28 protein-coding genes are annotated in these 22024 nt (G+C 58.0%); 12 read left to right on the top strand and 16 right to left on the bottom strand.

All coding sequences use genetic code 11. The annotated features are described in order from the left end of the window. Positions 1 to 64: 64 nt before the first annotated feature. Positions 65 to 2443, bottom strand: coding sequence for a DUF3772 domain-containing protein (locus AC27VU_RS25410; protein ID WP_488725167.1), 2379 nt, complete (start codon positions 2441 to 2443; stop codon positions 65 to 67). 171 nt (positions 2444 to 2614) lie between these two features. On the opposite strand from AC27VU_RS25410, the gene AC27VU_RS25405 reads away from it, so the two are divergent. Next, a complete protein-coding gene (locus AC27VU_RS25405) occupies positions 2615 to 3193 on the top strand; it encodes a DUF4337 domain-containing protein (protein ID WP_473019459.1) in 579 nt (192 codons plus the stop codon). Between the two features lie 66 nt (positions 3194 to 3259). Here AC27VU_RS25405 and AC27VU_RS25400 read toward each other — a convergent pair whose 3' ends face one another. From AC27VU_RS25400 to AC27VU_RS25390, 3 genes are all read right to left on the bottom strand, one after another. After that, positions 3260 to 4096, bottom strand: a complete 837-nt coding sequence (locus tag AC27VU_RS25400; protein WP_488725166.1) for a PhzF family phenazine biosynthesis protein — start codon at positions 4094 to 4096, stop codon at positions 3260 to 3262. 69 nt (positions 4097 to 4165) lie between these two features. After that, a complete protein-coding gene (locus AC27VU_RS25395) occupies positions 4166 to 4342 on the bottom strand; it encodes an N-acetyltransferase (RefSeq protein ID WP_262143199.1) in 177 nt (58 codons plus the stop codon). Between the two features lie 105 nt (positions 4343 to 4447). Then, entirely contained in the window at positions 4448 to 4729 is a 282-nt protein-coding gene (locus AC27VU_RS25390) for an alpha/beta fold hydrolase (protein WP_488725165.1), read from the bottom strand. Positions 4730 to 4919: 190 nt separating this feature from the next. Here AC27VU_RS25390 and AC27VU_RS25385 point away from each other — a divergent pair, with 190 nt between their 5' ends. Beyond that, on the top strand, positions 4920 to 5516 hold the full coding sequence (locus tag AC27VU_RS25385; RefSeq protein ID WP_488725164.1) for a DJ-1/PfpI family protein: 597 nt from the start codon (positions 4920 to 4922) through the stop codon (positions 5514 to 5516). On the opposite strand, the gene AC27VU_RS25380 is transcribed toward AC27VU_RS25385, so the two are convergent. Further along, complete coding sequence (locus AC27VU_RS25380; RefSeq protein ID WP_103520754.1) at positions 5511 to 5675, bottom strand: DUF2986 domain-containing protein; 165 nt, start codon at positions 5673 to 5675, stop codon at positions 5511 to 5513. The genes AC27VU_RS25385 and AC27VU_RS25380 overlap by 6 nt on opposite strands. 114 nt (positions 5676 to 5789) lie before the next feature. Then, the gene (locus tag AC27VU_RS25375) at positions 5790 to 6821 is read right to left on the bottom strand and encodes an alpha/beta hydrolase family protein (RefSeq protein WP_488725163.1); all 1032 of its coding nucleotides are present in this window, start codon (positions 6819 to 6821) and stop codon (positions 5790 to 5792) included. A 223-nt stretch (positions 6822 to 7044) separates the two neighbouring features. On the opposite strand from AC27VU_RS25375, the gene AC27VU_RS25370 reads away from it, so the two are divergent. The 3 genes from AC27VU_RS25370 to AC27VU_RS25360 all read left to right on the top strand — a co-directional run bounded on the left by AC27VU_RS25370 (position 7045) and on the right by AC27VU_RS25360 (position 9574). Beyond that, positions 7045 to 7740: a tRNA (adenine(22)-N(1))-methyltransferase gene (locus AC27VU_RS25370; protein ID WP_488725162.1), complete on the top strand. Its 696-nt coding sequence runs from the start codon at positions 7045 to 7047 to the stop codon at positions 7738 to 7740. Positions 7741 to 7813: 73 nt separating this feature from the next. Next, positions 7814 to 8257 carry a MerR family transcriptional regulator gene (locus AC27VU_RS25365; RefSeq protein WP_488725161.1) on the top strand — a complete coding sequence of 148 codons (444 nt, stop codon included), beginning with the start codon at positions 7814 to 7816 and terminating at the stop codon, positions 8255 to 8257. 84 nt (positions 8258 to 8341) lie between these two features. After that, on the top strand, positions 8342 to 9574 hold the full coding sequence (locus AC27VU_RS25360; protein WP_488725160.1) for an NADH:flavin oxidoreductase/NADH oxidase family protein: 1233 nt from the start codon (positions 8342 to 8344) through the stop codon (positions 9572 to 9574). Positions 9575 to 9639: 65 nt separating this feature from the next. On the opposite strand, the gene AC27VU_RS25355 is transcribed toward AC27VU_RS25360, so the two are convergent. Beyond that, positions 9640 to 10200: a fasciclin domain-containing protein gene (locus AC27VU_RS25355; protein WP_003224301.1), complete on the bottom strand. Its 561-nt coding sequence runs from the start codon at positions 10198 to 10200 to the stop codon at positions 9640 to 9642. 324 nt (positions 10201 to 10524) lie between these two features. Between AC27VU_RS25355 and AC27VU_RS25350 the strand changes: the two genes are divergently transcribed. Together AC27VU_RS25350 and AC27VU_RS25345 are read left to right on the top strand one after the other, a co-directional pair. Further along, positions 10525 to 10818 (top strand): hypothetical protein, encoded by a 294-nt coding sequence (locus AC27VU_RS25350; protein WP_003224302.1) that lies wholly within the window; start codon positions 10525 to 10527, stop codon positions 10816 to 10818. Positions 10819 to 10984: 166 nt separating this feature from the next. Beyond that, positions 10985 to 11419 carry a GFA family protein gene (locus AC27VU_RS25345; protein WP_400496490.1) on the top strand — a complete coding sequence of 145 codons (435 nt, stop codon included), beginning with the start codon at positions 10985 to 10987 and terminating at the stop codon, positions 11417 to 11419. A 20-nt stretch (positions 11420 to 11439) separates the two neighbouring features. Here the strand turns inward: AC27VU_RS25345 and AC27VU_RS25340 are convergent, their stop codons facing one another. Next, entirely contained in the window at positions 11440 to 11958 is a 519-nt protein-coding gene (locus AC27VU_RS25340; RefSeq protein WP_400496491.1) for a DUF1993 domain-containing protein, read from the bottom strand. Between the two features lie 182 nt (positions 11959 to 12140). On the opposite strand from AC27VU_RS25340, the gene AC27VU_RS25335 reads away from it, so the two are divergent. Both AC27VU_RS25335 and AC27VU_RS25330 read left to right on the top strand, forming a co-directional pair. Next, complete coding sequence (locus tag AC27VU_RS25335) at positions 12141 to 12773, top strand: LysE family translocator (RefSeq protein WP_400496492.1); 633 nt, start codon at positions 12141 to 12143, stop codon at positions 12771 to 12773. Positions 12774 to 12895: 122 nt separating this feature from the next. Next, positions 12896 to 13207, top strand: coding sequence for a hypothetical protein (locus AC27VU_RS25330; protein ID WP_488725159.1), 312 nt, complete (start codon positions 12896 to 12898; stop codon positions 13205 to 13207). A 128-nt stretch (positions 13208 to 13335) separates the two neighbouring features. On the opposite strand, the gene AC27VU_RS25325 is transcribed toward AC27VU_RS25330, so the two are convergent. Further along, positions 13336 to 13698 (bottom strand): DUF6124 family protein, encoded by a 363-nt coding sequence (locus AC27VU_RS25325; RefSeq protein WP_488725158.1) that lies wholly within the window; start codon positions 13696 to 13698, stop codon positions 13336 to 13338. 597 nt (positions 13699 to 14295) lie between these two features. Next, a complete protein-coding gene (gene soxR / locus AC27VU_RS25320) occupies positions 14296 to 14772 on the bottom strand; it encodes a redox-sensitive transcriptional activator SoxR (RefSeq protein ID WP_103486166.1) in 477 nt (158 codons plus the stop codon). 126 nt (positions 14773 to 14898) lie between these two features. Here soxR and AC27VU_RS25315 point away from each other — a divergent pair, with 126 nt between their 5' ends. Beyond that, a complete protein-coding gene (locus tag AC27VU_RS25315) occupies positions 14899 to 15204 on the top strand; it encodes a DUF6506 family protein (protein WP_003224312.1) in 306 nt (101 codons plus the stop codon). A gap of 144 nt (positions 15205 to 15348) precedes the next feature. Here AC27VU_RS25315 and AC27VU_RS25310 read toward each other — a convergent pair whose 3' ends face one another. The 5 genes from AC27VU_RS25310 to AC27VU_RS25290 form a co-directional block, all read right to left on the bottom strand. Next, positions 15349 to 16089 (bottom strand): NAD-dependent epimerase/dehydratase family protein, encoded by a 741-nt coding sequence (locus AC27VU_RS25310; protein WP_488725157.1) that lies wholly within the window; start codon positions 16087 to 16089, stop codon positions 15349 to 15351. A 239-nt stretch (positions 16090 to 16328) separates the two neighbouring features. Further along, positions 16329 to 16658 carry an antibiotic biosynthesis monooxygenase family protein gene (locus tag AC27VU_RS25305; protein WP_003224317.1) on the bottom strand — a complete coding sequence of 110 codons (330 nt, stop codon included), beginning with the start codon at positions 16656 to 16658 and terminating at the stop codon, positions 16329 to 16331. Between the two features lie 41 nt (positions 16659 to 16699). After that, positions 16700 to 17674: a zinc-dependent alcohol dehydrogenase family protein gene (locus tag AC27VU_RS25300; RefSeq protein WP_488725156.1), complete on the bottom strand. Its 975-nt coding sequence runs from the start codon at positions 17672 to 17674 to the stop codon at positions 16700 to 16702. Between the two features lie 61 nt (positions 17675 to 17735). Next, positions 17736 to 18038, bottom strand: coding sequence for an ArsR/SmtB family transcription factor (locus AC27VU_RS25295; RefSeq protein WP_003224321.1), 303 nt, complete (start codon positions 18036 to 18038; stop codon positions 17736 to 17738). Between the two features lie 411 nt (positions 18039 to 18449). Continuing rightward, entirely contained in the window at positions 18450 to 19484 is a 1035-nt protein-coding gene (locus AC27VU_RS25290) for an NAD(P)/FAD-dependent oxidoreductase (protein WP_488725155.1), read from the bottom strand. Positions 19485 to 19620: 136 nt separating this feature from the next. On the opposite strand from AC27VU_RS25290, the gene AC27VU_RS25285 reads away from it, so the two are divergent. Together AC27VU_RS25285 and AC27VU_RS25280 are read left to right on the top strand one after the other, a co-directional pair. Beyond that, on the top strand, positions 19621 to 20736 hold the full coding sequence (locus AC27VU_RS25285; RefSeq protein ID WP_488725154.1) for a saccharopine dehydrogenase family protein: 1116 nt from the start codon (positions 19621 to 19623) through the stop codon (positions 20734 to 20736). 2 nt (positions 20737 to 20738) lie between these two features. Further along, positions 20739 to 21230 (top strand): DUF2269 family protein, encoded by a 492-nt coding sequence (locus tag AC27VU_RS25280; protein WP_488725153.1) that lies wholly within the window; start codon positions 20739 to 20741, stop codon positions 21228 to 21230. 8 nt (positions 21231 to 21238) lie between these two features. Here AC27VU_RS25280 and AC27VU_RS25275 read toward each other — a convergent pair whose 3' ends face one another. After that, positions 21239 to 21691: a thiol-disulfide oxidoreductase DCC family protein gene (locus tag AC27VU_RS25275; RefSeq protein WP_488725152.1), complete on the bottom strand. Its 453-nt coding sequence runs from the start codon at positions 21689 to 21691 to the stop codon at positions 21239 to 21241. Between the last annotated feature and the right edge of the window lie 333 nt (positions 21692 to 22024).

Below are 22024 nucleotides of genomic sequence, written 5' to 3'. Positions count from 1 at the left end.
ATCTTTTGATGTCTGGATTTCAAGATCGACAGATCGCAGCGTGCCGCAACTCTTGCAAGGAGAATTACGTCGCTGGCGGTTTGGCCAGCGCGATGCCCTCGGCGCTCAGCCGCTTGAGAATCTCGAACAGCAGATCACTCTTGGTCCCGCCGACAATCCGCGGGCTGCCGACGTAGCCGGTCACCGTCAAGGTGATGCCATCCGGCGAGAGTTTGCTGAAGCGTACGTACGACGCTGGTTTGTCGAGGATGTTTTCGTTTTCGCGGTAGGTGTTCAGCAGCAGTTCCTTGACCTGTTCGGGGTCGATGTCCAGCGGGAACATCAGCTCCAGGCTCGCCACCCCTTGGGCGCTGCCGCCGAGGGTGACGTTGCGCAGGTTCTGCGAGATCAGCTGTGAGTTGGGCACGATGACGATGGAGCGGTCGCTGAGCTGGATTTCCGTGGCGCGCACGTTGATTCGGCGGATATCGCCCTCGACGCCGCTGATGCTGATCAGGTCGCCGACCTTCACCGGGCGCTCGGTGAGCAGGATCAGCCCGGAGACGAAGTTCTTGACGATCTCCTGCAGGCCGAAGCCGATCCCCACCGACAGCGCACTGACGATCCACGCCAGATTGGTCCAGCGCACGCCCAGCGACGACAGCGTCAGGAGGATGACCGTGGCATAACCGATGTTGGAAAACAGCGTACTCAGCGACGCGCACATGCCCGGGTCCATGTCGGTCTTGGGCAGGAACTCGTTGTCGAGCCAGCGGCGCAGGGCGCGGATCAGGTAGATGCCGATCAGCAGTGCCAGCACGGCATTGATCAAATGCGCGGGGACGATGTTCAGCTTGCGCAACCCGGCGCCGCCAAGGATGCCGAGGACATTGCTGGTCAACTGCCCGAACGTGGTGCCGATGCCGCCGACGAAGAGGGTAATCACCGCCAGCAACAGCAGCCCGGCGCGGCTGGCACCGGACAGCACAATCGAAATCTGCTCCAGCCGCCGGTCACCCATGCCCAGGGTCTGTTTGATGGTCTTGCCGGCCGAGTAGCGCGGCGAGAACAGGTATTCGCAGGCGTCCTTGACCACCTGGATCAGCAGATAAAACCCGGACAACACGATATAGCCCCACACCAGTTCAAAGGTGATGAATCGGGCCAGCGACACGTAGCCGGTGAGCAAGGCCAGCGCCGACAAGCAAATGGACACTGCGGCAATGGTGTAGATCACCCCGGCAAACGTGTTGCCGGCGGTAGGGTCATTGGTGGTGAGCAACGCCTTGCGTACTTTGCCGATGCGCAAGAGCATTGGCACCAGAATCGCGATCACCATGATTGCGACCACCCCGCGCAGGGCTGTCACGATCTGGCTGGTCATGCCGGTGGCATTGCTGACCTGCACCAGCGTCACCAGCACCAGCAGGATGGTCGCGAGAATCCTTGGATAGGGTCTCAGGGCCAGCGCCACCGAGTCGGCAATCGCCGGCAGCCGCCATGAGGGATGTTTGGTCGACAGCAGTGCGCGGCTCAACGCGGTGATCAGGACGCAGGCGTAAACGGCTTTTTCGAATTCCTCGGAAAAAGTCTGTAACACCGGCGTCAGCGGTTCGTGGCGGGTGCAGGCGTAGAACAGCAGGTGCAGGGCGATGGCCGTGGTGCCAAGGGTCGCCAGCGCCGAGGCGAACGCCAGCGCGCTGCGGCGCAGGCGCCCCTCCGGCATGCGGTGGATGCAAACCCAGGTCAGGCCGCGCTCGGCGAGTCGCCGGCCGAGCGTCCAGAAAGCCAGCGCCAGCAGCACCAGCACACAGGTGAAAAACCGCTGGCCGGGCGCCCAGACCGTGGCCCAGGTGAGGTTCACCTGATTGATGAAAAAATTCAGGCGCTGGCGGTCATCCGGCTCTGGCGACACCAATGGCGACCAGAAGTCAGGGCTCAGGACGCTGTCGGTGCGCAGGGTCAATTCGCTTTCAAGCAGCGTGCGGCGGATGCCGGCGATTTGCGTGATCAGATCAGCCGCGCTTTGTTTGAGCGCGGCAAGGCTTTTGAGCGTGGCGTCGACCTTGTTTTTCTGTTCGCTGAGCATCGCCCGTTGTGCGGCGATTTCCGCTTGTTCGGCGGCGATCTGCGTATCCGGCGCTGCGCCGAGCACCCCCAGTTGCACCGTCAATTGAGCTTGCTGCGGCAACAACGCCGCCGATAACCGATCGATGTCCAGAATGAACGTCTGTACCCGGTCTTGCGGGCCTTCGAGCTGGTTGTAGTTGTTGGCGGCGGAAATCTGCTGCTTCAGCCCGTCGAGGCGCATTTGCAGGGCTTGCAGATCACTTTGTGAGACTTCCACCAGCGGTGCCGCAGTGGTCGCTGTGGGCGCCGGTAAATCCGCCGCCCACAGCGCCGAACCGCTTGGAACAAGCACGGTCAGCGCGACAAAAAACAATGACTTCAATGTGTTGCGCATGAGAGGGGCCGGTTCTCGTTGATCACACAATCTATGAGGTTAGGTGATCGAACCGGGCACGGCGGAAAATTTCAGGTGAGCAGGGTGGGCTCGCAGAGTGGCTTGCGTGTTTCGCTGTGGTTGTCCTCATAATGCCGCCCATCTCCAATTACCCATCCAAGTTCGACAGCCATGCCTGAAGAGTTCGAAGTCCCCAGCCCCCACGAGCAACATATCGAGCACACCACCCATCATGCCCATGCACTGGGCGATCGCTTTGCCAGCAAGATTGCGGTGATGACGGCGATCATGGCGACCGTCGGCGCCCTGATGAGTTATCAGGCCGGTTCGACGGAAAGTGAAGCGGCCATGGACAAAAACAACGCCGCTATCCAGAAGACCGAAGCCGCCAACGAATGGAACTACTACCAGGCCAAGTCCAGTCGGCAGAACCTGTCGGATCTGGCCAGCCATCTGCCGGGGCTGGATTCTGCCCACTATGCTGCCGAGGCGCGACGCTACGGGGAGCAGAAAGAGGAGGCGCGCAAGAAGGCCGAAGTGCTTGAGCAACAGGCGCGCGAGTGGGAGGAAAAATCTGAGCAGGTGCTGCACCAGCATCACCGCTGGGCCCAGGCCATGACGGCGATTCAAATCGCCATTTCACTGGCAGCCATTACCTTGCTGACGCGCAAGGAATGGCTGCGGCGCGTCTCGTTTGGCGCCGCCGGTGTCGGCGTCATGCTGGGATCGCTGGCCTGGCTGCACATTTGAGCGCCTTGGACTCCGGCGCGGGGTTGTGTTTATCGCGGGATTAATCGCCCCGGATTCCATGCTTCATCAAAAAACCACCCGGCCGGAAATACAGTGCTGAACGGCTCCGCCCACCCAGACGGTGCCGTCAACGCTTTCGATGTGCAGTCGGCCGCGGCGGCCCAGGGTGGTGCCCTGGCTGACGGTGTAGCGCTCGCTGAGGATGCCTGCGCCGATCAGCCACTGACCCAGGCTCGCATTGAGGCTACCGGTGACGGCGTCTTCGGTGCATTCCTCGCCGATGAAGGCTCTGACTTCCACGTCCGTTTCAGCTTCTGCCCCTGCCCACGGCGCCATAACGCCGACATTCAGCCCCTGCAGCGCCGCGTAATCAGGCTTGATCGCCAGTACTTCTTCGCGACTCGCCAGCAACACGCCCGCCCAACCCGGGCCGTTGTCTACCCATTGGCTCGCGCGGATCTGCCCGGCGGCGAGGCCAAGCCCTTGTTCGATCAGGCGTAATGTCACTGCCTCCAGCGGTCCGCTGCGCACCAGCGGTGGCGCGGAGAAAGCCAGTTGCGGGCCTTGCTTGCGTACCCGAATCAAACCTGCCGAGCACTCCTGAATAATCTCGACATGCTCAGGGTTGTCGTTGTGGGCCAGCCACACTTTGCAGCTGCCCAGGGTGGGGTGGCCAGCGAAGGGCAGTTCTCGCAGCGGTGTAAAAATGCGTACGCGGTAATGCGCTCCCGGCGTTTCGGGCTTCAGCAGAAAAGTAGTCTCACTGAGTTGCGTCCAGCGGGCAAACGCTTGCATCTGCTCGGTTGTCAGCTCATCGGCATTCACCACCACTGCCAGTGCATTGCCTTCGTAGGGTTGATTGGCGAATACATCGACTTGTTCGAATTGCAGAGCGCGTGGCATTGAATGTCCTTATAGGTTGAATCAGGGAAGATCTTTTTCACGGATGGATTCGGATCACGGCTGCTGTTGTCAGATGCCCGATTTCTCATAGAGCTTCTGCGCCAAAGTATTCGTGCGAAAAGCGCCCAATTGCAAGGGCACCTGGCGGGCAGCGGCTTGCAGCTGGAGCTTCTTTAGAATGCGCGAGCCGATGCCCTTGCTTTGGAGGATTACCTGGTCACTATCCGTGGCGGGGCGTACGGTCATGCTGGTCTCTGATTTGTGCTTTTGGCTTGGTGAGGCTAGTGGCTGCAACAATAAACGGCAATTCGGATCGATATGGCCCGCAGCATCTGACGGCCCCAAATACACTCAAAGCTCGACCCGCTGCAGAAACTTCCTGACCTCCAGCGAATACGCCGCCGGATGCGAAAACCTGAACATATGCCCGGTTCTCGGCATGACGACTTCCTGCGCTGCCTTTATGCCCTTCAGCAGAATCGCTGCAGCCTCTTTGCCGATCAGCTTGTCTTCCTCGGGCTTCAGGATCAGCGTCGGCACCTGCGCCGCACGACCGACGTGCCTTTCCGCCCAAAGCGCCTCAAGCACCACCAGAAGATTGAGGTCGAAACGCGTCAGATCCAGCGGCTTCATGGAGGGTTGGCCTTTTCATTATTCGATGCAGGTAACTGTCCTACAGGCATTGGCTGAAAGCTACAGCGCCCCTCGGCTACAGCTGAAAATGTAGCCATGACAATTTTTTGATTGTCGTGATTCTCTTTTTTGATTGTCGTGATTCTCTGCTCTTACGATGCAGCATCGTCCATCAAGCTCGAGGCTCATCATGCACATCGCCATCCTGACCTTTGAAGGTTTCAACGAGCTGGATTCGCTGATCGCGTTCAGCATTCTCAACCGGGTCCAACACCCCGGTTGGCGCGTGTCTGTCGCCAGTCCCACGGACAAGGTGCGCTCGATGAATGGCCTGGTGATTGAGGCACAGGCGTCACTGGAGGAGGCAAGCGACGCGGACGCGGTGTTGGTGGGAAGCGGGCGGATGACCCGGGACGTGGTGGCGAATGCCGAATTGATGTCGCGTCTGCAGCTTGATCCGGCTCGCCAATTGTTGGGTGCCCAGTGTTCCGGCACGTTGATTCTGGCGAAGCTCGGCCTGCTGAGCGAGGTACCGGCCTGTACGGATCTGATCAGCAAACCCTGGGTGGAAGAGGCTGGCGTTGCCGTGCTCAACCAGCCGTTCGTGGCCAATGGCAATGTCGCCACCGCAGGCGGGTGCTTATCTTCGCAGTACCTGGCGGCCTGGTTCATTGCCCGTCTTGCTGGTGTGGAGGCCGCACGCAGCGCGCTTCACTATGTGGCACCGGTTGGCGAGAAAGAACTCTACGTCACGCGGGCAATGAGCAATATTTCAGCGTTTTTATAAAGCGTTTTCGCCGGTCTCAACCGGTTCTGCCGCCGCTTCAGCAGCCATTTTCGCGCGGTCAGCCTTGCTGATGTACTTGGGCTTTTTCGGCGCGAGTTTGGCGCTGGCTTTTTTGGCCTTTTCCTTGAACAACTGCTGCAGTTTCTTTTGGCGGTTCATGTTTCTACTCGGTGAAGGGGAGCCGGGCATATGCCCATCAAGCGCGCATTAAAACCGGCTCGGAGCGATTTGGCGAGTCGCTTGCAGCGATGCAGGATCAAACGGCTGACCGGATCATGGCTTCGACGTCGCCAGAAAGTCGCTGATCAGCGCCACCACCTGCTTCTGGATCACTTCACGCGGTCGCGCATTGTCGCGTTCCTGGCAAATGACGCCATCGCCCGGTGCGTCTTCCTCGAGCATCTCGATCGCGCCCGGTTTGCAGATCGACGTGAAGCTGAAGTGGGTGGCGTCGTTGATCTCGACATAACGCGTGGTAGCCGCTGGCAGGCGCTTGGCCAGATCGGCGGACTCCAGTTGCGCCGGAAGATCTTCGGAAGGTGCGCCGGCGGCAATCACCAGTGCCGGTACGGGGAGCGCCGCGAGGCTTGCGTCGGTCAAGCCGCGTGACAGGCCCAGGTCCAGCGAAACGATGGCGCTGACCGGTTTGTAGCGCCGGTCGGCCGCCAGGTCGGCTTTGCCTTGCGCGGTGCTGGCGGGATTCATCTGCCGGTAGACGCTGCAACTGGCGAGCTGCGCATGGGCTTTGCAGTCCTCGGCAAAGCGCTCGGGGTCGAAGCGTGCGCCGGCGATTTCCAGAGCCGTCCAGCCACCGAGCGAATGACCGACGACGGCAATCCGCTGCGGCGCCACTGCGCCAAATTTTCCCGGCTGCGCCACAACGGCTTCGATGACCCGCCGCAGATCAACTGGCCGCTGCCACAACTGCGCCGCTGCTTGCGGACTGCGATCATGGGTGGTGCTGCCGGGATGGTTGACCGCCGCGACGATGTAACCTTGATCCGCCAAGGCACTGGCCAGCCACATCTGGTTGCTCCAGTTGCCCCGATAACCATGGGAAAGCACCACCAGCGGGTGCTCGCCGGCAGTCGGCGGCGCATCGCGCACGGCAGAGGCACTGACGAACACCGGACTGTCGTCGATCACTTGTGCGGTTGCATGGGTTGTCGCCGGGTACCAGACAACCATTTCCAGCGGCCGCTGCGGGTCTGGCAGGGTTGTGCTGTGGAAGCCGATGGGGTGGGAATCCGCGAGTGCGCTGGTGGAGAGGCCAATCAGAAGCAGGGCGCCGAGAGCTGTTTTCAAGGTTGATGTCTTCCATGAATGCGTTTGTTGTTTTGAGGTACGGCTGCGCGCAGGTTAGTAGACCGGTTGCAAAGAAGATAGCGGATGTCTTGCCCGTGCTATAACAGGCCGAATCCGAACAAGACCGCGCTTGCCCGCATTTGAAATACCCAGCATTGCCCGCTACAGTCGCGCCCCTTGTCCGGCCAGCAGCGCCGGCGATGGCTGGGGAAGAGGGCGGCAGTTGAACGAACACACATTGTCCATGCGTCTGGAGCGGGTGGCGGCGCATGTACCGGACGGCGCGCGGTTGGCGGATATCGGCTCGGATCACGGCTATCTGCCGGTGGCCCTGATGCGCCGTGGCGCCATCGTTGCGGCGGTGGCCGGTGAAGTGGCGTTGACGCCGTTCCATGCCGCGGTGCGCACGGTGCGCGACAACGATCTTCAGCAGCACATCAGCGTGCGTCTGGCCAGCGGTCTGGCGGCGATCGAGCCGTCCGACGGGATTACCGCGATCAGCCTCTGCGGTATGGGCGGCGAGACGATTCGCGACATCCTCGACAGCGGCAAGGCGCGCATGAGCGGGCACGAACGGCTGATCCTGCAACCCAACGGCGGCGAACAACCTCTGCGCCAATGGCTGATGGACAACGGCTACCGCATCCTCGACGAGGAAGTGCTGCAGGAAAACCGCTTCTTTTACGAAATCATCGTCGCCGAGCGCTGCGGACCGCTGAGCTATAGCGCCGAACAGTTGTACTTCGGCCCGTTGCAGATGCAGGCGCGCAGCCCGGCATTCCTCGCCAAATGGCAGCGCTCGTTAAGGCAGAAACAGAAAACCCTGAACAGCTTCAAACAGGCGCGCCAGGCTGTGCCCGAGGAGAAGCTGGAAGAGGTTGCGCGACAGGTGCAGTGGATGACTGAGCTGTTGGCTTGATCTGCCGTGTTGGCTTTTACACCCCTTCAGGTTTAAAGTCAGCTTCAAGGTTAACGTTCTTGCGGAGTCGGACATGAGAATCGGTGAACTGGCGAAAATCAGCGGGCTGGCGCCGTCGCGTATCCGTTTTTACGAGGCGAGCGGGTTGATCACTTCGGTCGCGCGCAAAGCCAACGGCTATCGCGATTACGCTCCCGACACCCAATGGGTATTGCAGATCATCACTGGTGCGCAGGCGGCGGGTTTCTCCCTGGAGGAAATCCGTCAGTTGATGCCGATGAATGCCAGCGGTTGGCAGCACGACCAGTTGCTCAGTGGCTTGAAGCAAAAGGTCGATGAAATCGAAGTGCTGCAGCAGCGCCTGGCGCAGAACAAAGCGCAACTTCAGCTCGTCATCCAGGGCATTGAAGACAAACCCATGGGCGTGGCGTGTGCGGACAATGCGCAAATGCTGATAAATCGTCTGCGCGAACAAGGTCTGGTGAGCGCAGCAGAGCGTCGCGATGTAGCGCTTTGAAGCGCGAATCAGCTAAAAAAGGCTATTGACCTTAAAGTTGACTTCAATCTTATGGTGGCCTCATCTCCAGTTGAGGACTACCCCATGAATGTGTTCGACCCCCTGACCTTACCCAACGGTTCGACCATCAAGAACCGCATCGCCAAAGCCGCCATGGAAGAAAACATGGCGGACGCCGACCAGGCGCCCTCCGCCGAACTGATGCGTCTGTATCAAGCGTGGGCCGACGGTGGTGCCGGGCTGATCATCACCGGCAACGTGATGGTCGACGACCGCGCCATGACCGGCCCGGGGGGCGTGGTGTTGCAGGATGATCAGCAACTGGACAAGTTCAAGCGCTGGGCGCGGATTGGCCGTTCTGCCGGTGCGCAGTTCTGGTTGCAGATAAATCATCCGGGGCGCCAGATGCAGTCCAACCTCGGGCAGAAAACCTGGGCTCCATCCGCCGTGGCGCTGGAGTTGGGCAAACTGTCCAAGCGTTTCGCCACGCCCCACGCCATGACCGCCAGTGTGATCAAGGACGTCATCCAGCGCTTTGCGCGCACCGCACGCCTGGGTGAACAGGCCGGCTTCACTGGCGTGGAAATCCACGCCGCCCACGGCTATCTGTTGAGCCAGTTTCTCTCGCCACTGACCAATCAAAGGACGGACGAGTGGGGTGGCTCACTGGAGAACCGCGCGCGGTTGTTGGTCGAGGTCGTCAAGGCAGTCAGGGCGGTGGTTTCTGCAGAGTTTGCCGTAGCGGTGAAACTTAATTCCGCCGATTTCCAGCGCGGCGGATTCACCGCTGACGATGCGAAAAAGGTCGTTGAACTGCTCAACGGTCTGGGCGTGGATCTGGTGGAACTGTCCGGCGGCAGCTACGAAGTCCCGGCCATGCAGGGTGAGGCGCGCGATGGTCGCACGTTGGCTCGCGAGGCCTATTTCGTCGAATTTGCTCGGGATATTCAGACCGTTGCGAAAATGCCGGTGATGGTCACCGGCGGCATCCGCCGTCGTCCGGTTGCCGAAAGCGTCGTGCAGAGTGGGGTGGACATGGTCGGCATCGGTACCGCGTTGGCTATCGATCCGCACCTGCCGCGCGACTGGCAGCAGGGTAAGGACAACGCCCCGCAATTGCCGCCGATCACCTGGAAAAACAAGGCCATCGCCGCGCTGGCGAACATGGCGGTGGTGAAGTTTCAGCTGGGTAAACTGAGTCGGGCGCAAAAGCCTGATCCGAGCGTGTCACCGTTGCGGGCGCTGATTTTGCAGCAGATCGCCATGGCGTTTCGCACCCGGCAATATCGGCGCTGGGTGGAAAAACGTTCGGCGTGAGTCGGTAGTTCTTTCAATCGTGACTTTGGCGGGACTCTTTGATGAGTACCCGCCAAGTCAGCCAGTCAATTCGGCATCAGCACCGTATCGACCACGTGAATCACGCCATTGGATTGCATGACGTCAGCGATGGTAACGGCAGCTTTGCCGCCCTTGGCGTCCTGCACCCATAGCTTGCCGTCGTGCAGCATCACGGTCAGCGATTCGCCCTGGACGGTTTTCAGCATCACTTTGCCGCCGTGCATTTTGGCGTCGTCCATCAGCTGTTTGGCCGTGTGAGTGCCGGCGACGACGTGGTAAGTCAGGATCTTGGTCAGATCCGCCTTGTGTTCAGGCTTGACCAATGTATCGACTGTGCCGGCGGGCAGTTTTGCGAAGGCTTCGTTGGTGGGGGCGAAGACGGTGAACGGTCCCTTGCTGTTGAGCGTATCCACCAGCCCGGCGGCCTTGACCGCAGCGACCAGTGTCGTGTGATCCTTGGAGTTGACTGCGTTTTCGACGATGGTCTTGGTCGGATACATGGCCGCGCCGCCAACCATCACGGTATCGGCGGCAAAGCTGGATCCGGCGCCGAGGCAGAGCAGGGTGAAGCAAGCGACAGCAAGGCGTTTGATGAGCATGTGCATGGTGCGTCTCCTTGATTCTTCGACCCTTCGAATGAGGGTGTTGAATGTACGGAGCAGGGAGTGAAACGGATGCAGAGCAGAGCGGAAAATTTTTTGCGGTGCACATATAAGGAATACGGCTGGTTGCGCAGGATGGCTTCACCTGTGCGCGGATTGGTCAGGGTCACATTCTCCAGTGCTCGGATGCGCCAAGCCGCCATGTCGTAAGCGTTCCAGGCTGCCTGGAATGCGCGGGGGGGGGCGTCCTCGGTTCTTTTTTTATCTGAGTCATGGCCGGGCGCTAGCAGAGAGTTAGAATGCGCTTTTGAACATAAGAAACTCAGTATGGATGTACAAACGCTCGAAAGTAGCGACGTTTTATCGTTCACGTTGGATCAGGCGCATCGCTGTTTCGAAATGGTCGTCAGCCTGAATGACGGCTGTCGATGCAAACTGACGGCGTGGAATGTCGATGGCGCCGAGTTGACCATCAGACTCGGTGCTCTGCACATTCAAAATTCTCGCGTTCTCGGAGAGCTGGAAGGGGTCAGCTTTGTTGAAAACGTTCTATCTCTAGAGGGCGACTTTGGCGATATGACTATTGAGGCGAACACGGTTTTGGTCGAAAAGCTGAGTTAGGCTATGAGCGCAAAGGGAAGAATCGCCATATCGATAGACTGTTCCATTCAAATCGCTGTCAACGCGTGGCGCAATACATTCTGTGAGTAACCGGAGGTTCTGCCGGCGCGCTTGTTTCTAAACCTGATGCCAGCGTCTGATCAATTGTTTTTCCAAGGAGATTCCCATGACAACAGGGCAGTGTCTTTGCGCCGCAGTACGCTTTTCCCTTACCGTGGAACCGCGCTTTTTCTATCGCTGCCATTGCTCTCTGTGCCGTAAGCAAACCGGTGTCGGGTTCAACCTCGCCACGCTGGTCAACGCTCGGGATTTTTGCTGGGAGGCAGGGCAGGACGCGATCAGCATTTGGGTCAAACCCAGCGGCTACAGGAACGACTTCTGCGCACAATGCGGTTCGACCGTGCCGAATCCACTTCGCGAATCGCCTTACGTGTGGATTCCGCTCGGACTGCTCGATGAGGATCTGAACGTGGAATGTGTGGGTGATTTCTGTGTGGACGATGCGATGTCATGGGATACGCAGCGCTCGGCGCAGAGTCATCACGGTGCGGTGGAGTCACTGGAATTTCTTCTGCAAGAGCTCCGGGTCAACCCTGATTGACCCCGAAGCCTGACCTGCAATCACTTCCGCAGATAAGCAAACATGTGCTGCACATAATCCGCCTTGCCCAGCGGCACGCCATTGTGGCGCAGGATGTTGTACGCCGTGATCAGGTGGAAGTAGAACTGTGGCATTGCCCAGTCCACGGCGAATTCGCTGCCGCTCATGTCGAAGGCGATGCCGTTGGGCAACTCGATTGAGATCTGTCGCTCAGCGCTTGCGTCAATCTGCGCCGGATCCGCAGCCGCCAGCATCTCCAGTGTTCTTTCGATCAACGCCTTCGCCGCTGCCATGTTTGCGGGCGGTGTGAGCTTGGTCAGCGGTTGTTGCGTCAGCCGTTGCACGGTGTCCTGTGCCTGGGTGCAGGTGTATTGAACCTGCGTGGCGAGATTGTGCATGTCCGGCGCCAGACGTGCTTCGAGCAGAACCTGCGGGTCATAGCCGCGCTCAACGGCGCAGGCCTCGCCTTTGGACAGGATCGCTGTCAGGGAGCGCAGCATTTGGGTGAAACGAGGGAGGGTCATTGCGTAGATCGACATGGTTATGCCCTTTAGTAGTCATTCGAGCGTGAGGCTTCAGTGGCGAAGGGTAGTCGATTCGCTATCGAAAAGGCCGCGACATCACACTTTCCGAATGAGCCTCCCCACGGGATTTACCGTTCGGTAAACTGCCTCGACTCGCCCGCAAGGCGACCCAGACAATAAAAACGCCGAGGCCCCCCATGATCGATCTTTCCGTAGCACTCCTGTTCGCCGGCGCCTGCTTCGCGCTGGCCCTGACCCCCGGCCCGGACATGCTGCTGATCGCCTCCCGAAGCCTGAGCCAGGGCCGCGCATCGGGCTTCGTCTCCCTCGCCGGCATTCAGGCCGGCACCTACTGCCACGCACTGGCAGCCGCCCTCGGGTTGTCGCAACTGGTCGCCACCGTGCCCGCCGCCTACGACATCATCCGCTTCGCCGGCGCCGCGTACCTGGCATTCCTGGCGTGGAAAGCCTTCACCAGCGACGTATCACCCTTGGCCACAACCGAAACCCTGCCAGCCACCCCGTTGCTGCGTATCTTCCGCCAAGGATTGGTGACCAATCTGCTCAATCCGAAAATGGCGCTGTTTGTGCTGGCGTTGTTTCCGCAGTTCATTGATCCGGGGAAAGGCTCGCTGGTGCTGCAGATGTTGGTGTTTGCGACAATCCTGAATGTGATCGGATTGCTGGTGAATGGGGCGGTGATTGTTTTGGCCAGCAAGGTTGGGAACAAGCTGGCGAGTAATGCGCGGATCGCGCGGCGGTTGAATCAGGTGTTGGGGGCGGTGTTTTTTGGCTTGGCTTGTCGGTTGGCGCTGTTTTCCGGGCGGTAGGGTGGGGCTGCTTCAGGTCTAAAGCGGACGTCCAAGGCTAACTTTTTTCAACCCAAAGCGGTCATCATCATGTTCCAGTATTATTGCGCCGATGCTCGGACTGCTCATAGGTAGGTTGATGTATGGCCAGAAGCGTTAGGCTTCAACAGAAACTTCATTCAAAGTATCTCGTTGAGGTAGCCGGAGAGGTGGTGCTTGATGATTGCCTTGTTGAAAAGCTATGGGCGCTCAACAGAGGTGACAGGTTTGAGTTGAATTCACGCTCCTTCAGTTTTGGACCTGTTCAAAAATACCGCTTGGAATACGTGATAAGGAGAGGACCGATTTCTGGGCATTGGCTTTACAAAGAATTTGACCCAAAGGAACTGACATTATTTTTTACGGCAAAAGACTTTGCCGGCATTTGCCATGGCTGGACCTTGTTTGACGAGTGACCACTCAGCGTTAGCTTTCTGGGAGGCTGCTTCTGGCCGTCAGCGGTCGGGTGCGAACGTCCGCTTCTGGCCGAAATCCGCCGTTCGTAAACGTCCGTGACGAAAATGTCCCGCCACGGACCAGTCACCTACTTCACCAACTCAACCCTATCTAGCGCCCGATTCACCGCTAACTCCCCAAGCATCACCACCTGCGCAATCCCCAACAGCGTTTTGCGCATCGGTCCTGCCACCAGTGCAGCCACATCCCCGAGCATCACCGTCGCCGAGGCGAGTGATTCGCAGGCGTTGGCGAGAAGGGATTCGGTGTCGGTGTCGGGATTGACGAGAAACATGCTGTTGGTTTGGTAAGGGGTTGCCATGATCGCGGCGGAAGGGCTGAGGTAGTGGTCGAGGGCGCGTTCGGCGGCTTCGTGGAGTTTCTTTGAATCGAGAGATTCGTAGGGGGAGGCCGGATCGATGTCTGGCGGGTTTGGCGTTACTTTGACCATGTTCTTCTTTTTCCTGTTTGTTGGCGGCCACTCCGAGCTACTAAACAGGGGGTGGCAGCTGTGCGCAGGTTAGTAGACCGGGGAAAAGAAGAAAGCCGGCGCGCCCGAGGGCGCCCTACACACAGCCGCCATCAAGTGCAGGTAGGAAATACCTGTCTGACGGACGCGCATGCGCTTTCATTTACCACGGGCTACTAAACCCGATCACTGAGAATCAGTGACCGACCCAAGTTACCGATGGCTCTCCAGGCGCACAAGCCGGCGGATTCTGGCGTAGTCGTAGGCAACGGCGCAAGGCGTTGTAGCCTTCAGGGCGTAACGCGGGGTGTCTGTTAAACGCCAGGCAAAAACCGTTAAACGCAGGATGGTGGGAAGTCGGCCCGCGCATGACGCTGACGTTGTGATTGAGTGCGTACAGGCACGTGAAGAATGGGAGGCCAGAACGCATTGCCAGCCATCCACCGCGCTTTAGTTGAAAACTCGGTCGCCACGCCAGAAGCGGCGCCTCACACTTGAATCCCCCTTTCATTCATTGAGTTATGAGGTTTGGCCCGGTCTGACTTCTTCGCTTTTCACTCTGGGAACTCAAAGGGCTGATTACGTATTCAGCCTTTTCTCAAGTTCCTGATCAAATATCACGGCACCCGAATTCTTTTCGCCCAGCGAATCCTGTGGATTGAGTAGCGGGCATTCACCCATGGTCAGACAACCGCAGCCAATGCAGCCCTCCAGACTGGTCGACAGCTTTGTCAGTTGTTCGATGCGGCGCTTCAGGGAGGATGCCCAGTCTTTCGACACCGTCTCCCATTCCTTGGCTGAAGCCTTCCGGTCATGGGGGATGGGTTCAAGGGCAGTCTTGATTTCCGCCAGCGAAATCCCGCTGGCTTGCGCGATTCGAATGATCGCGATCCGGCGAAGCGTGCCACGCGCATAAACCCGATGATTGCCGGCTGTGCGCTGAGACGCCAACAAGCCTTTCGACTCATAAAAATGAAGCGTGGAGACAGAGAGACCGCTTCGTTTTGCGACCTGGCCCACACTCAGGTTTTGATGGTCAGTAATTCTTTCCTGCATGGCTATTGACCTCAAGCATTCTTGAGGTTTTAGAGTGTAACCACCGCAGAGAAAAAAACAACTTCAGCCAAGTGGTCACCCGCCTGGCGGTTTCTCTGTGACTTACTCAGCATGGAGATTAGTTAGATGGTCAGTTGGGCATTTATTTTTGAAGCACCGGAAACCAACCCCGAAACCGATCGATTCGTCATCGACCGCGCGGGCCGGCGTAATACGATCGTCGCTGTACCCGAGCAACACGACGCTGTTCAAGTTGCCGTAGATTTGGTCAAGGATGGCGTTCAGTTCATAGAACTGTGCGGTGGCTTCGAGCCTGTCTGGGTAGGGAAAATCATTGAAGCGACGGGAGGAACCATTCCCGTCGGCAACGTGGGTTTTTCGGGCGGAGCATCGGTTGCCAGGCTTGTTGAAATCTTTGCTGAAGAAAAATAGTTGTGAACTGAAATCACGGTGGGGACTGTTTTCTTGCTCGAAATCAGTCTGTCTAATCGATTTTTAATCTTGCATAAAGACACCCACCGTTAATTCAGCAAAGCTACATCGCTTGTGCTCCGGTAAACTGAAAGGCACCGGCAATCAATCAGCTGGAGCCTGTCCTTCCAGAATCTCAAAAGCGTCGTCGAGGGGCGCGTACCCAATGGCTTTTCTGGTCTTATCAATCGAAAGGCGTTTGTAGCGGTTATCTGAAACCCCATGGACAATGTGGAATCCGATCAGATCGGCCTCAACGCAACGCCCAAGCAACGCGACGACATCCCGATAGCTGATAAATGCAGCTACGTCCCGAGGGCTGTGGGTTTCCCCAGGGTGAAATTCGGCTACGTTTGCAATACGGACTGCGATTGTTGTTATTTGCCCATCGTTGGCATACATCGAAGCCAGTGCCTCGCCAAACGCCTTGCTGACCCCGTAAAGGTTGCCGGGTCTGGGGGCCATCCATTCATGTACCTGGACATCCTTTGGATAACCTTCAATCGCCTGCGCACTGCTCGCAAATATGAAGCGTTTGCAGCCTTGAGTTTTTGCGGCAAACAGCATGTTGTAGGTGCCGACAATATTTACAGGCAGCAGTGAAGACGTGAATTCAGCGTCTGCGTTCGGATCAGCAGCGAGATGAATCACTGTGTCTATGCCTTCGCAGGCTTCAAGGCAACTGGCTTGATCCCTGATGTCGAGAGAGAAACGTTGGACCGAGTCAGGAAGTTTTGATACGTCTAAATCGGCCAGGCGCAGATCTGATTTATCGTCTCGCGCTATCCAAAAAGCTCTGCCGATATGGCCAGCAGCCCCAGTAACCAAAATTTTTTGCTTGCTCATTTCCGTATGTCCTTATGGTAAACGACACTCTAGCCTCTCAGCCTTGTGACCGATTCACAACTTCCATGAAGGGTGAAACGCTTGAATGCCAAATACTGGCAGACAAGAAGCAGCAATCACAGGCAGCAAGTAAGTTGATGGGCCGCTTCCGGCCAAAAGCGGACGCTGGAGAATGATCGCTCTCGACCCATAGCAGGCGCTCACGACAGAAGCCAGTTGGCTAAAAGCAGTCAGTCGCTCTAGTCTACGATATCGGCAACTACCTGTTCGCCAGCAGAAAAAGCAGCCCCTTCAATGTGGTAGACCCTCGGTTCTTCCGAAAAATATTCCTCCAGGCCCATCATGAATATCCGATGGTCTTCACTCTCTTCGAAGCCCGGCGTGTGATCTTCAAGTGAAGCCCAGCGCACTATCAGGTTGAACCGCTCGGGGCTTTCAATCCCTTTCGCCAGCAAGTGGCCGCCGTAACCCTTTGCACGGGTGAGCAGGGGAGCGACCTCGGCAAATGCACTTCTGAAATTTTCAATGCGTTCTTTGTGGACGGGGAGCAGAGCGATTTCATAAATCATGGAGTTCCTCTCATATAACTCGAACGGTTAAAAGTAAGCACTTACGAAATGAGCGATGGCTCGACTGCAATCGCGATTTTTCCTTGAATGCCGTTGTTGGGGCTTTCCAACCGGGCATGGGCGATCGCCATGTCGGCGAGCGAATAGACAGCGCCAACGTGTGGCCGTAGCTGACCCCGCTCTACCAATGCGCTCAGCTCATCAAGTTTGCCCCGGTTCTGTCTGGTGAAAACGAAGTGATAACTCGCGTTCTTGCCCCAGGCCTGAACGAGGTTCTGCGGCTGGGCAATGTCCACAATCGAGACCACGCGGCCGAGTTGAGCGAGCACGTCGGGGCTTCGCGCCAACGTATTGCCGCCGATGGTGTCGAACACCACATCAACTCCGCGGCCATCCGTTTCCCGATTGATGACGTCGACGTAATCCTCCTTTTCATAGTCGATGACCACATCAGCCCCCATGCCTCGTGCAAACTCGGAGTTCGCTTCGCGCACGGTCGTGAAGACCCGCGCTCCAATGGCCTTAGCCACCTGGATCGCGACATGACCTACGCCTCCCGCGCCGCCGTGGATCAGGATGCTTTCTCCCACTCTGAGCGCTGCACGCCCGGTCAGTGCTTCCCACACCGTACCGCCAACCAGGGTCAGACTTGCTGCTTCGAGATGGCTCAGCGATGGCGGCTTCTTCCCGATAATGCTTTCGGCCGCAACGTGGTATTCGGCATAACTGCCTGGCCCTTCAAATATCTGCGGGGTGTACCAGACATTGTCTCCCGGAGCGAAGGATGTCACCCCCGGCCCGACTTCTTCGACAACCCCCGAGACGTCGTGTCCGGTAATGGCCGGCAGTTGCACCAGGTCGGAATAGTCGCCACGTCGAACCTGATAATCCAAGGGGTTGATGGAGGTTGCGTGTACCCGCACCAGGACTTGTCCCGCACCCGGCACTGGCTTGGGCACGTCGCAGAGTTCGAACGATTCCGGGCCGCCAAATGATTTAAGCATCAATGCTTTCATTGTGAATCCTTGTATCGATAAAAAGGAATATCGAGATATCTCGATATTGTGCGGTAAAAAATTAGAGATCTGTCCCTATGATCTCGGCAAGCGCACTGATAGTGGCTTCATTGCGTTTGTAGTAAGTCCATTGACCGATGCGCTTGACCTCGACCAAGCCCACTCGTTGCAGCGTTGCAAGATAACCAGACACCGTTGACTGCGACAGCCCGATGCCTTCCTGAATACTACTTACGCAGACCCCCACCGTGAGAACGTCTCCTTCATCCTGCGGAGGGAAGTTCTTAACGGGGTCCTTCAGGCCTTTCAAGATTTCAAGGCGCGTAGGGTTGGAGAGGGCTTTGAATATTTCGAGTAATTCCATGAGCCGAGAATATCGAGATTTATCGATATGTCAATACGAGCGTCAAAAGAGGAAGAAATAGGCAAGGTTATGATTTACCTCACATCTGAAAAACACCACGGCTACTAAATTCGATCACTGCGAATCAGTGACCGACCCAAGTTACCGACAGCCCTCCAGGCGCAGAAGCCGGCGGATTCTGGCGTAGTCGTAGGCAACGGCGCAAGGCGTTGTAGCCTTCAGTACGTAACTCAGGGTGTCGGTTAAACACCAGGCAAAAAATCTTTAAACGCAGGATGGCTTGAAGTGGGCCCGCGCTTGACGCTGACGTTATGATTGAGTGCGCGTAGGCACGTGAAGAGGGCAGAACGCATGCTGTGCTTCAGATGAAAACGCGGTCGCCACCGCCGCATGTCATCACGGCTGAATCACTCAAGCCGGTGACCGGAATCGTTCTGGCCGACAGGGCGCCAACGCAGTCGCAAAGCGGCCATCGACGATCTCCTCGGCCACCAGTCGCCCCACGACCGCCGCCAATGTCACGCCCGGATGCATCACGCAAAGATATACACCACTGATGTTCGGTAGATAGCCAATGAGCGGAATGCCATCGACAGGCATTGGTCTGAGGCCGACGCACGCCAGTTCCGGCTCGATGGATATCACCCCGTGCAGTTCGTGCTGAATGGCTTTGGCTGTTCTCAGCGCGATGGCTTGCGCGCTGTTTTGCGGCGCCTCATCTATATAGTCTTCCGCCGCCAGCAGCGTATCGTCGGCGTCTTGCCTGATTTCCATTTGAGGGCTGGAGATGATCGTGTTCACTCGCTGAGGCTGGGTTTTGTAGCGGATGAATATTGCGGGTGAGGCTTCGATGGGCAAGTTGACGCTTAGCTGTTCTGCCAACTGCGGGGTCGCGGTTCCCGCTGCCAGCACGACAATGTCGGCATCGAGCTCACTTGTTGCAGTGATCACGCCGGTGACCAGACCGTTGAAAATCTGGAAGCCAACCACCGGAGTTTGTGTGAGAACCGTCGCGCCATGGTCTTGGGCACCGGCGATCAAGACGTGCGTTGCCTGCACGGCATCCAGCGCGCCTTCTTCGGCGGCAAGGAACGCGCGTTCTGGAGGATGTTTGAGATTGGGTTCAAGGTCGAGAATCTGCGCGCTATGTATAGAAGGTGCTTGAAACCAGCCATCGCCGTAAGACAGAGCACCGGTCCAGCGCACCTTCAGCCCCGGCAGTTCGGATTCGAGTCGGCGGTATTCTGCGATGGCCGCTGCGCGCAGCGGCGCAACAGAGTCCGGACCGCCGAGCGAAGTGTTGATCCAGGCGAAGGAGCGGCCCGTCGCACCGGAGGCAATCTCACCGGCCTCGATCACAGCCACTTTTGCACCTTTCGCGGCAAGGTGATAGGCCAGTGACGCGCCGACGATTCCCGCGCCGATGACGATGATTCGTTTGCTCATATCAACCTCCGTTGTCGATGCGCTGACGTTACTACATCGCTGCTCATGGGCGCAGACTTGCCTGGCCCAGAGATATCAGGGAAGCTGCGCCGAACCCGGTTATGGGTCAGTAGTTGAATTGTTCAGGGAAGCGTTGATGGTACTCAGGGTGTTGGTGGTTGGCGGGTATGGAAACTTTGGCAGTATTGTTTGTCTGCATCTGATCGACACACCGGGCATCGAACTGGCGATCTCGGGGCGCGATCCCCAGAAGCTGGCGCGTAAGGTCGCTGAGTTGGGCGCGACCTGCGAGAGCTGGTGCGGCGATGCCATGGGTGCCGGGTTCGTCCCAGCTCTGCGCGCGATGAACATTCAGTGGGTGATTCACACCGGCGGCCCGTTTCAGGGGCAATCCTATGCGGTGGCGGAGAGTTGCATCGAGGCGGGCGTCAACTATTGCGATCTGGCGGATTGCCGGACATTCGTCAATGGCATCGGCGTGCTCGATGCCCGGGCCCGGCAGGCGGGTGTCGCCCTCCTCAGTGGCTGCAGTTCGGTGCCGACGCTGTCGTCGGCGATCATCGATGAGCAGCGCTATCGGTTCAAACGCATCGACTCCATCGAACACGGTATTTCCTCGTCAGCGAAGATGCCGGGGTTGTCGACGATCGAGGGTGTGCTCGCGTATGCGGGCAAACCGATTCGCCAGCTCAGAAATGGTCGTGTACATGAAGTGATGGGGTGGGAGGATCTGACCCTGCGCAAGCTGCAAAATCTTGGTACGCGTGCGTTGGCCAATGTTGATGTGCCGGACATGGATATTTTCGCCAGCCGGTTTGGTGCGCACACTTTGAGCTTCAAGGCCGGGGCTGGTCTGAAGCTCGGCGGCGTGGCCAATTATCTGTTTGCTCTGGCGATGAGGAAGGGGCTGGTGCGTGACCACATGGCGTGGGCCGCCCGGTTGCATCGCTGGGGGACGTGGTTCGAACGTTTCGGCGATGGCAAAAGTGCGATGTATATAGATGTGCAGGGTGTCGACCTGAATGACCAGCCGTTGTCGATGACGGCGCAATTGACCGCGCTGAATGACAAGGGGCCGGAGATCCCGAGCTGCGCCGCAGTCGCCCTGGCCGTGAAGATCGCCCGAGGTTACTTGCCCGAACCGGGTGCCCGTCCTTGCGTTGGCGAGATCAACGTCGACGAATACATGGCCGCGATCAACGATCCGCAAAACCTGAGCCTGGCGGTGCACTTTTCTGATGGGCAGCCCTGAGCATGCTCTATCTGTGCCTGAAGTACGTGCATGTCATTGCCGCGATTTTCCTGTTCGGTTTCGGCATGGGTTCCTATCTGTACCTGATCGCCGCCAGTCGCACGGCCAATCCGCAGGTGATTGCGCATGTGGCGCGAATGGTGGTGCGCTACGATGCCTGGATCACAACACCGGCCGGTTTTATCCAGATTGCGACAGGTTATTGGCTGACAAGGCTCACCGGGTTGCCCTTGACCGCGGATTGGGTGCTGATGTCGCTGATCCTCTTCTTTATAGTGGGCTCGCTTTGGCTGCCAGTGCTGGTGCTGCAGAAGCGCCTACAGCGGATGGCTGAGAGTGCGGTCGTGTGTGGTACTCGTCTGGCGGACGAGTACCGGGCCGGTTATCGCCAGTGGTTCTGGATGGGCGTTTGCGGTTTTCTCGGTATGTTCGTGATTGTCTTGATGATGGTGACGAAGATGACGCCGGGGCAGTGGCTGCAACTGATGTTGTAGCGGGGCATTCACATTGGCGATTTGAGAAAGCGGCGTTCGTGATCGGGATTGGGCAACAGGCAGGTGTCGTACTTGCCGAAGATCCGGTAGCGGTTCAGTGCCACGCGGTCGTAGGCCCAATCCCTGAGTGCTCGCGGGAAAATTCGCAGAAGTCTGACCGGCCACCAGCGGGCAGGCAATTGCGCGACGACTTCGAAGAATGCCTCCGAGCGTACCGAGTAATGCTGGTCGCGAATCACCGCCATGGTGTCGAACTGATCCACCGGCAGACCGGCCCATGCCAGCAATGCCTGACCTTCCGGCGATTGCACCGCCGCCAGGCGCACCCGGTGCCGGTTGTCGTGGCGAATCAGGAAGCGCGCCCAGCCGTTGCACAGCTTGCAGACACCGTCGAACAGAACCACGGTCTCGCCTGGATTGAGCAGGGGGGCTGGGGAAGGGCGAATTCGGGAGCCAGGCATGGAGGATGATCTAAGAAGTGGGTCAGTCATTGCGAGGCATCATCCTTAGGTAAGAGGCGTTGTTGGGCAACATGCTGCGCATTCGCTGACACTGCGTCTATATATAAGCAGGCTTTTTCATGGACTCAACAGAAAACTGAAATTAACGGTTGACGGCAGATTCTGGAGGTCTATAATTCGCCCCACTTCCGGCGCAGTCGAAACGGAAAACTCCTTGAGATTCAATGAGTTACGCAGTTTTCGACAGCGGCTTGCTTCAGTTCATCGAGGCCTGGAAGGAGTTGAAAGGGCAGTGATGTTTGGCTCTTTTGACGGTTCGATCTTCTCGGTCGG

This window comes from Pseudomonas sp. 14P5.3.2, from assembly GCF_057799175.1.
Note: the sequence above shows the minus strand (reverse complement) of the source record. Positions and strands in the feature narration are given on the sequence as shown.

Bases quoted from the DNA above. Each gene is read 5' to 3' on its own strand.
- AC27VU_RS25325 (WP_488725158.1), bottom strand. From the start codon at position 13,698: ATGGTCAAAGTAACGCCAAACCCGCCAGACATCGATCCGGCCTCCCCC.
- AC27VU_RS25275 (WP_488725152.1), bottom strand. From the start codon at position 21,691: ATGCCTGGCTCCCGAATTCGCCCTTCCCCAGCCCCCCTGCTCAATCCA.
- AC27VU_RS25340 (WP_400496491.1), bottom strand. From the start codon at position 11,958: ATGTCGATCTACGCAATGACCCTCCCTCGTTTCACCCAAATGCTGCGC.
- AC27VU_RS25295 (WP_003224321.1), bottom strand. From the start codon at position 18,038: ATGGAATTACTCGAAATATTCAAAGCCCTCTCCAACCCTACGCGCCTT.
- AC27VU_RS25400 (WP_488725166.1), bottom strand. From the start codon at position 4,096: ATGCCACGCGCTCTGCAATTCGAACAAGTCGATGTATTCGCCAATCAA.
- AC27VU_RS25290 (WP_488725155.1), bottom strand. From the start codon at position 19,484: ATGAGCAAACGAATCATCGTCATCGGCGCGGGAATCGTCGGCGCGTCA.
- AC27VU_RS25360 (WP_488725160.1), top strand. From the start codon at position 8,342: ATGAATGTGTTCGACCCCCTGACCTTACCCAACGGTTCGACCATCAAG.
- AC27VU_RS25350 (WP_003224302.1), top strand. From the start codon at position 10,525: ATGGATGTACAAACGCTCGAAAGTAGCGACGTTTTATCGTTCACGTTG.
- AC27VU_RS25405 (WP_473019459.1), top strand. From the start codon at position 2,615: ATGCCTGAAGAGTTCGAAGTCCCCAGCCCCCACGAGCAACATATCGAG.
- AC27VU_RS25395 (WP_262143199.1), bottom strand. From the start codon at position 4,342: ATGACCGTACGCCCCGCCACGGATAGTGACCAGGTAATCCTCCAAAGC.
- AC27VU_RS25410 (WP_488725167.1), bottom strand. From the start codon at position 2,443: ATGCGCAACACATTGAAGTCATTGTTTTTTGTCGCGCTGACCGTGCTT.
- AC27VU_RS25330 (WP_488725159.1), top strand. From the start codon at position 12,896: ATGGCCAGAAGCGTTAGGCTTCAACAGAAACTTCATTCAAAGTATCTC.
- AC27VU_RS25365 (WP_488725161.1), top strand. From the start codon at position 7,814: ATGAGAATCGGTGAACTGGCGAAAATCAGCGGGCTGGCGCCGTCGCGT.
- AC27VU_RS25285 (WP_488725154.1), top strand. From the start codon at position 19,621: ATGGTACTCAGGGTGTTGGTGGTTGGCGGGTATGGAAACTTTGGCAGT.
- AC27VU_RS25345 (WP_400496490.1), top strand. From the start codon at position 10,985: ATGACAACAGGGCAGTGTCTTTGCGCCGCAGTACGCTTTTCCCTTACC.
- AC27VU_RS25390 (WP_488725165.1), bottom strand. From the start codon at position 4,729: ATGAAGCCGCTGGATCTGACGCGTTTCGACCTCAATCTTCTGGTGGTG.
- AC27VU_RS25335 (WP_400496492.1), top strand. From the start codon at position 12,141: ATGATCGATCTTTCCGTAGCACTCCTGTTCGCCGGCGCCTGCTTCGCG.
- AC27VU_RS25355 (WP_003224301.1), bottom strand. From the start codon at position 10,200: ATGCACATGCTCATCAAACGCCTTGCTGTCGCTTGCTTCACCCTGCTC.
- AC27VU_RS25385 (WP_488725164.1), top strand. From the start codon at position 4,920: ATGCACATCGCCATCCTGACCTTTGAAGGTTTCAACGAGCTGGATTCG.
- AC27VU_RS25300 (WP_488725156.1), bottom strand. From the start codon at position 17,674: ATGAAAGCATTGATGCTTAAATCATTTGGCGGCCCGGAATCGTTCGAA.
- AC27VU_RS25305 (WP_003224317.1), bottom strand. From the start codon at position 16,658: ATGATTTATGAAATCGCTCTGCTCCCCGTCCACAAAGAACGCATTGAA.
- AC27VU_RS25280 (WP_488725153.1), top strand. From the start codon at position 20,739: ATGCTCTATCTGTGCCTGAAGTACGTGCATGTCATTGCCGCGATTTTC.
- AC27VU_RS25380 (WP_103520754.1), bottom strand. From the start codon at position 5,675: ATGAACCGCCAAAAGAAACTGCAGCAGTTGTTCAAGGAAAAGGCCAAA.
- soxR (WP_103486166.1), bottom strand. From the start codon at position 14,772: ATGCAGGAAAGAATTACTGACCATCAAAACCTGAGTGTGGGCCAGGTC.
- AC27VU_RS25310 (WP_488725157.1), bottom strand. From the start codon at position 16,089: ATGAGCAAGCAAAAAATTTTGGTTACTGGGGCTGCTGGCCATATCGGC.
- AC27VU_RS25315 (WP_003224312.1), top strand. From the start codon at position 14,899: ATGGTCAGTTGGGCATTTATTTTTGAAGCACCGGAAACCAACCCCGAA.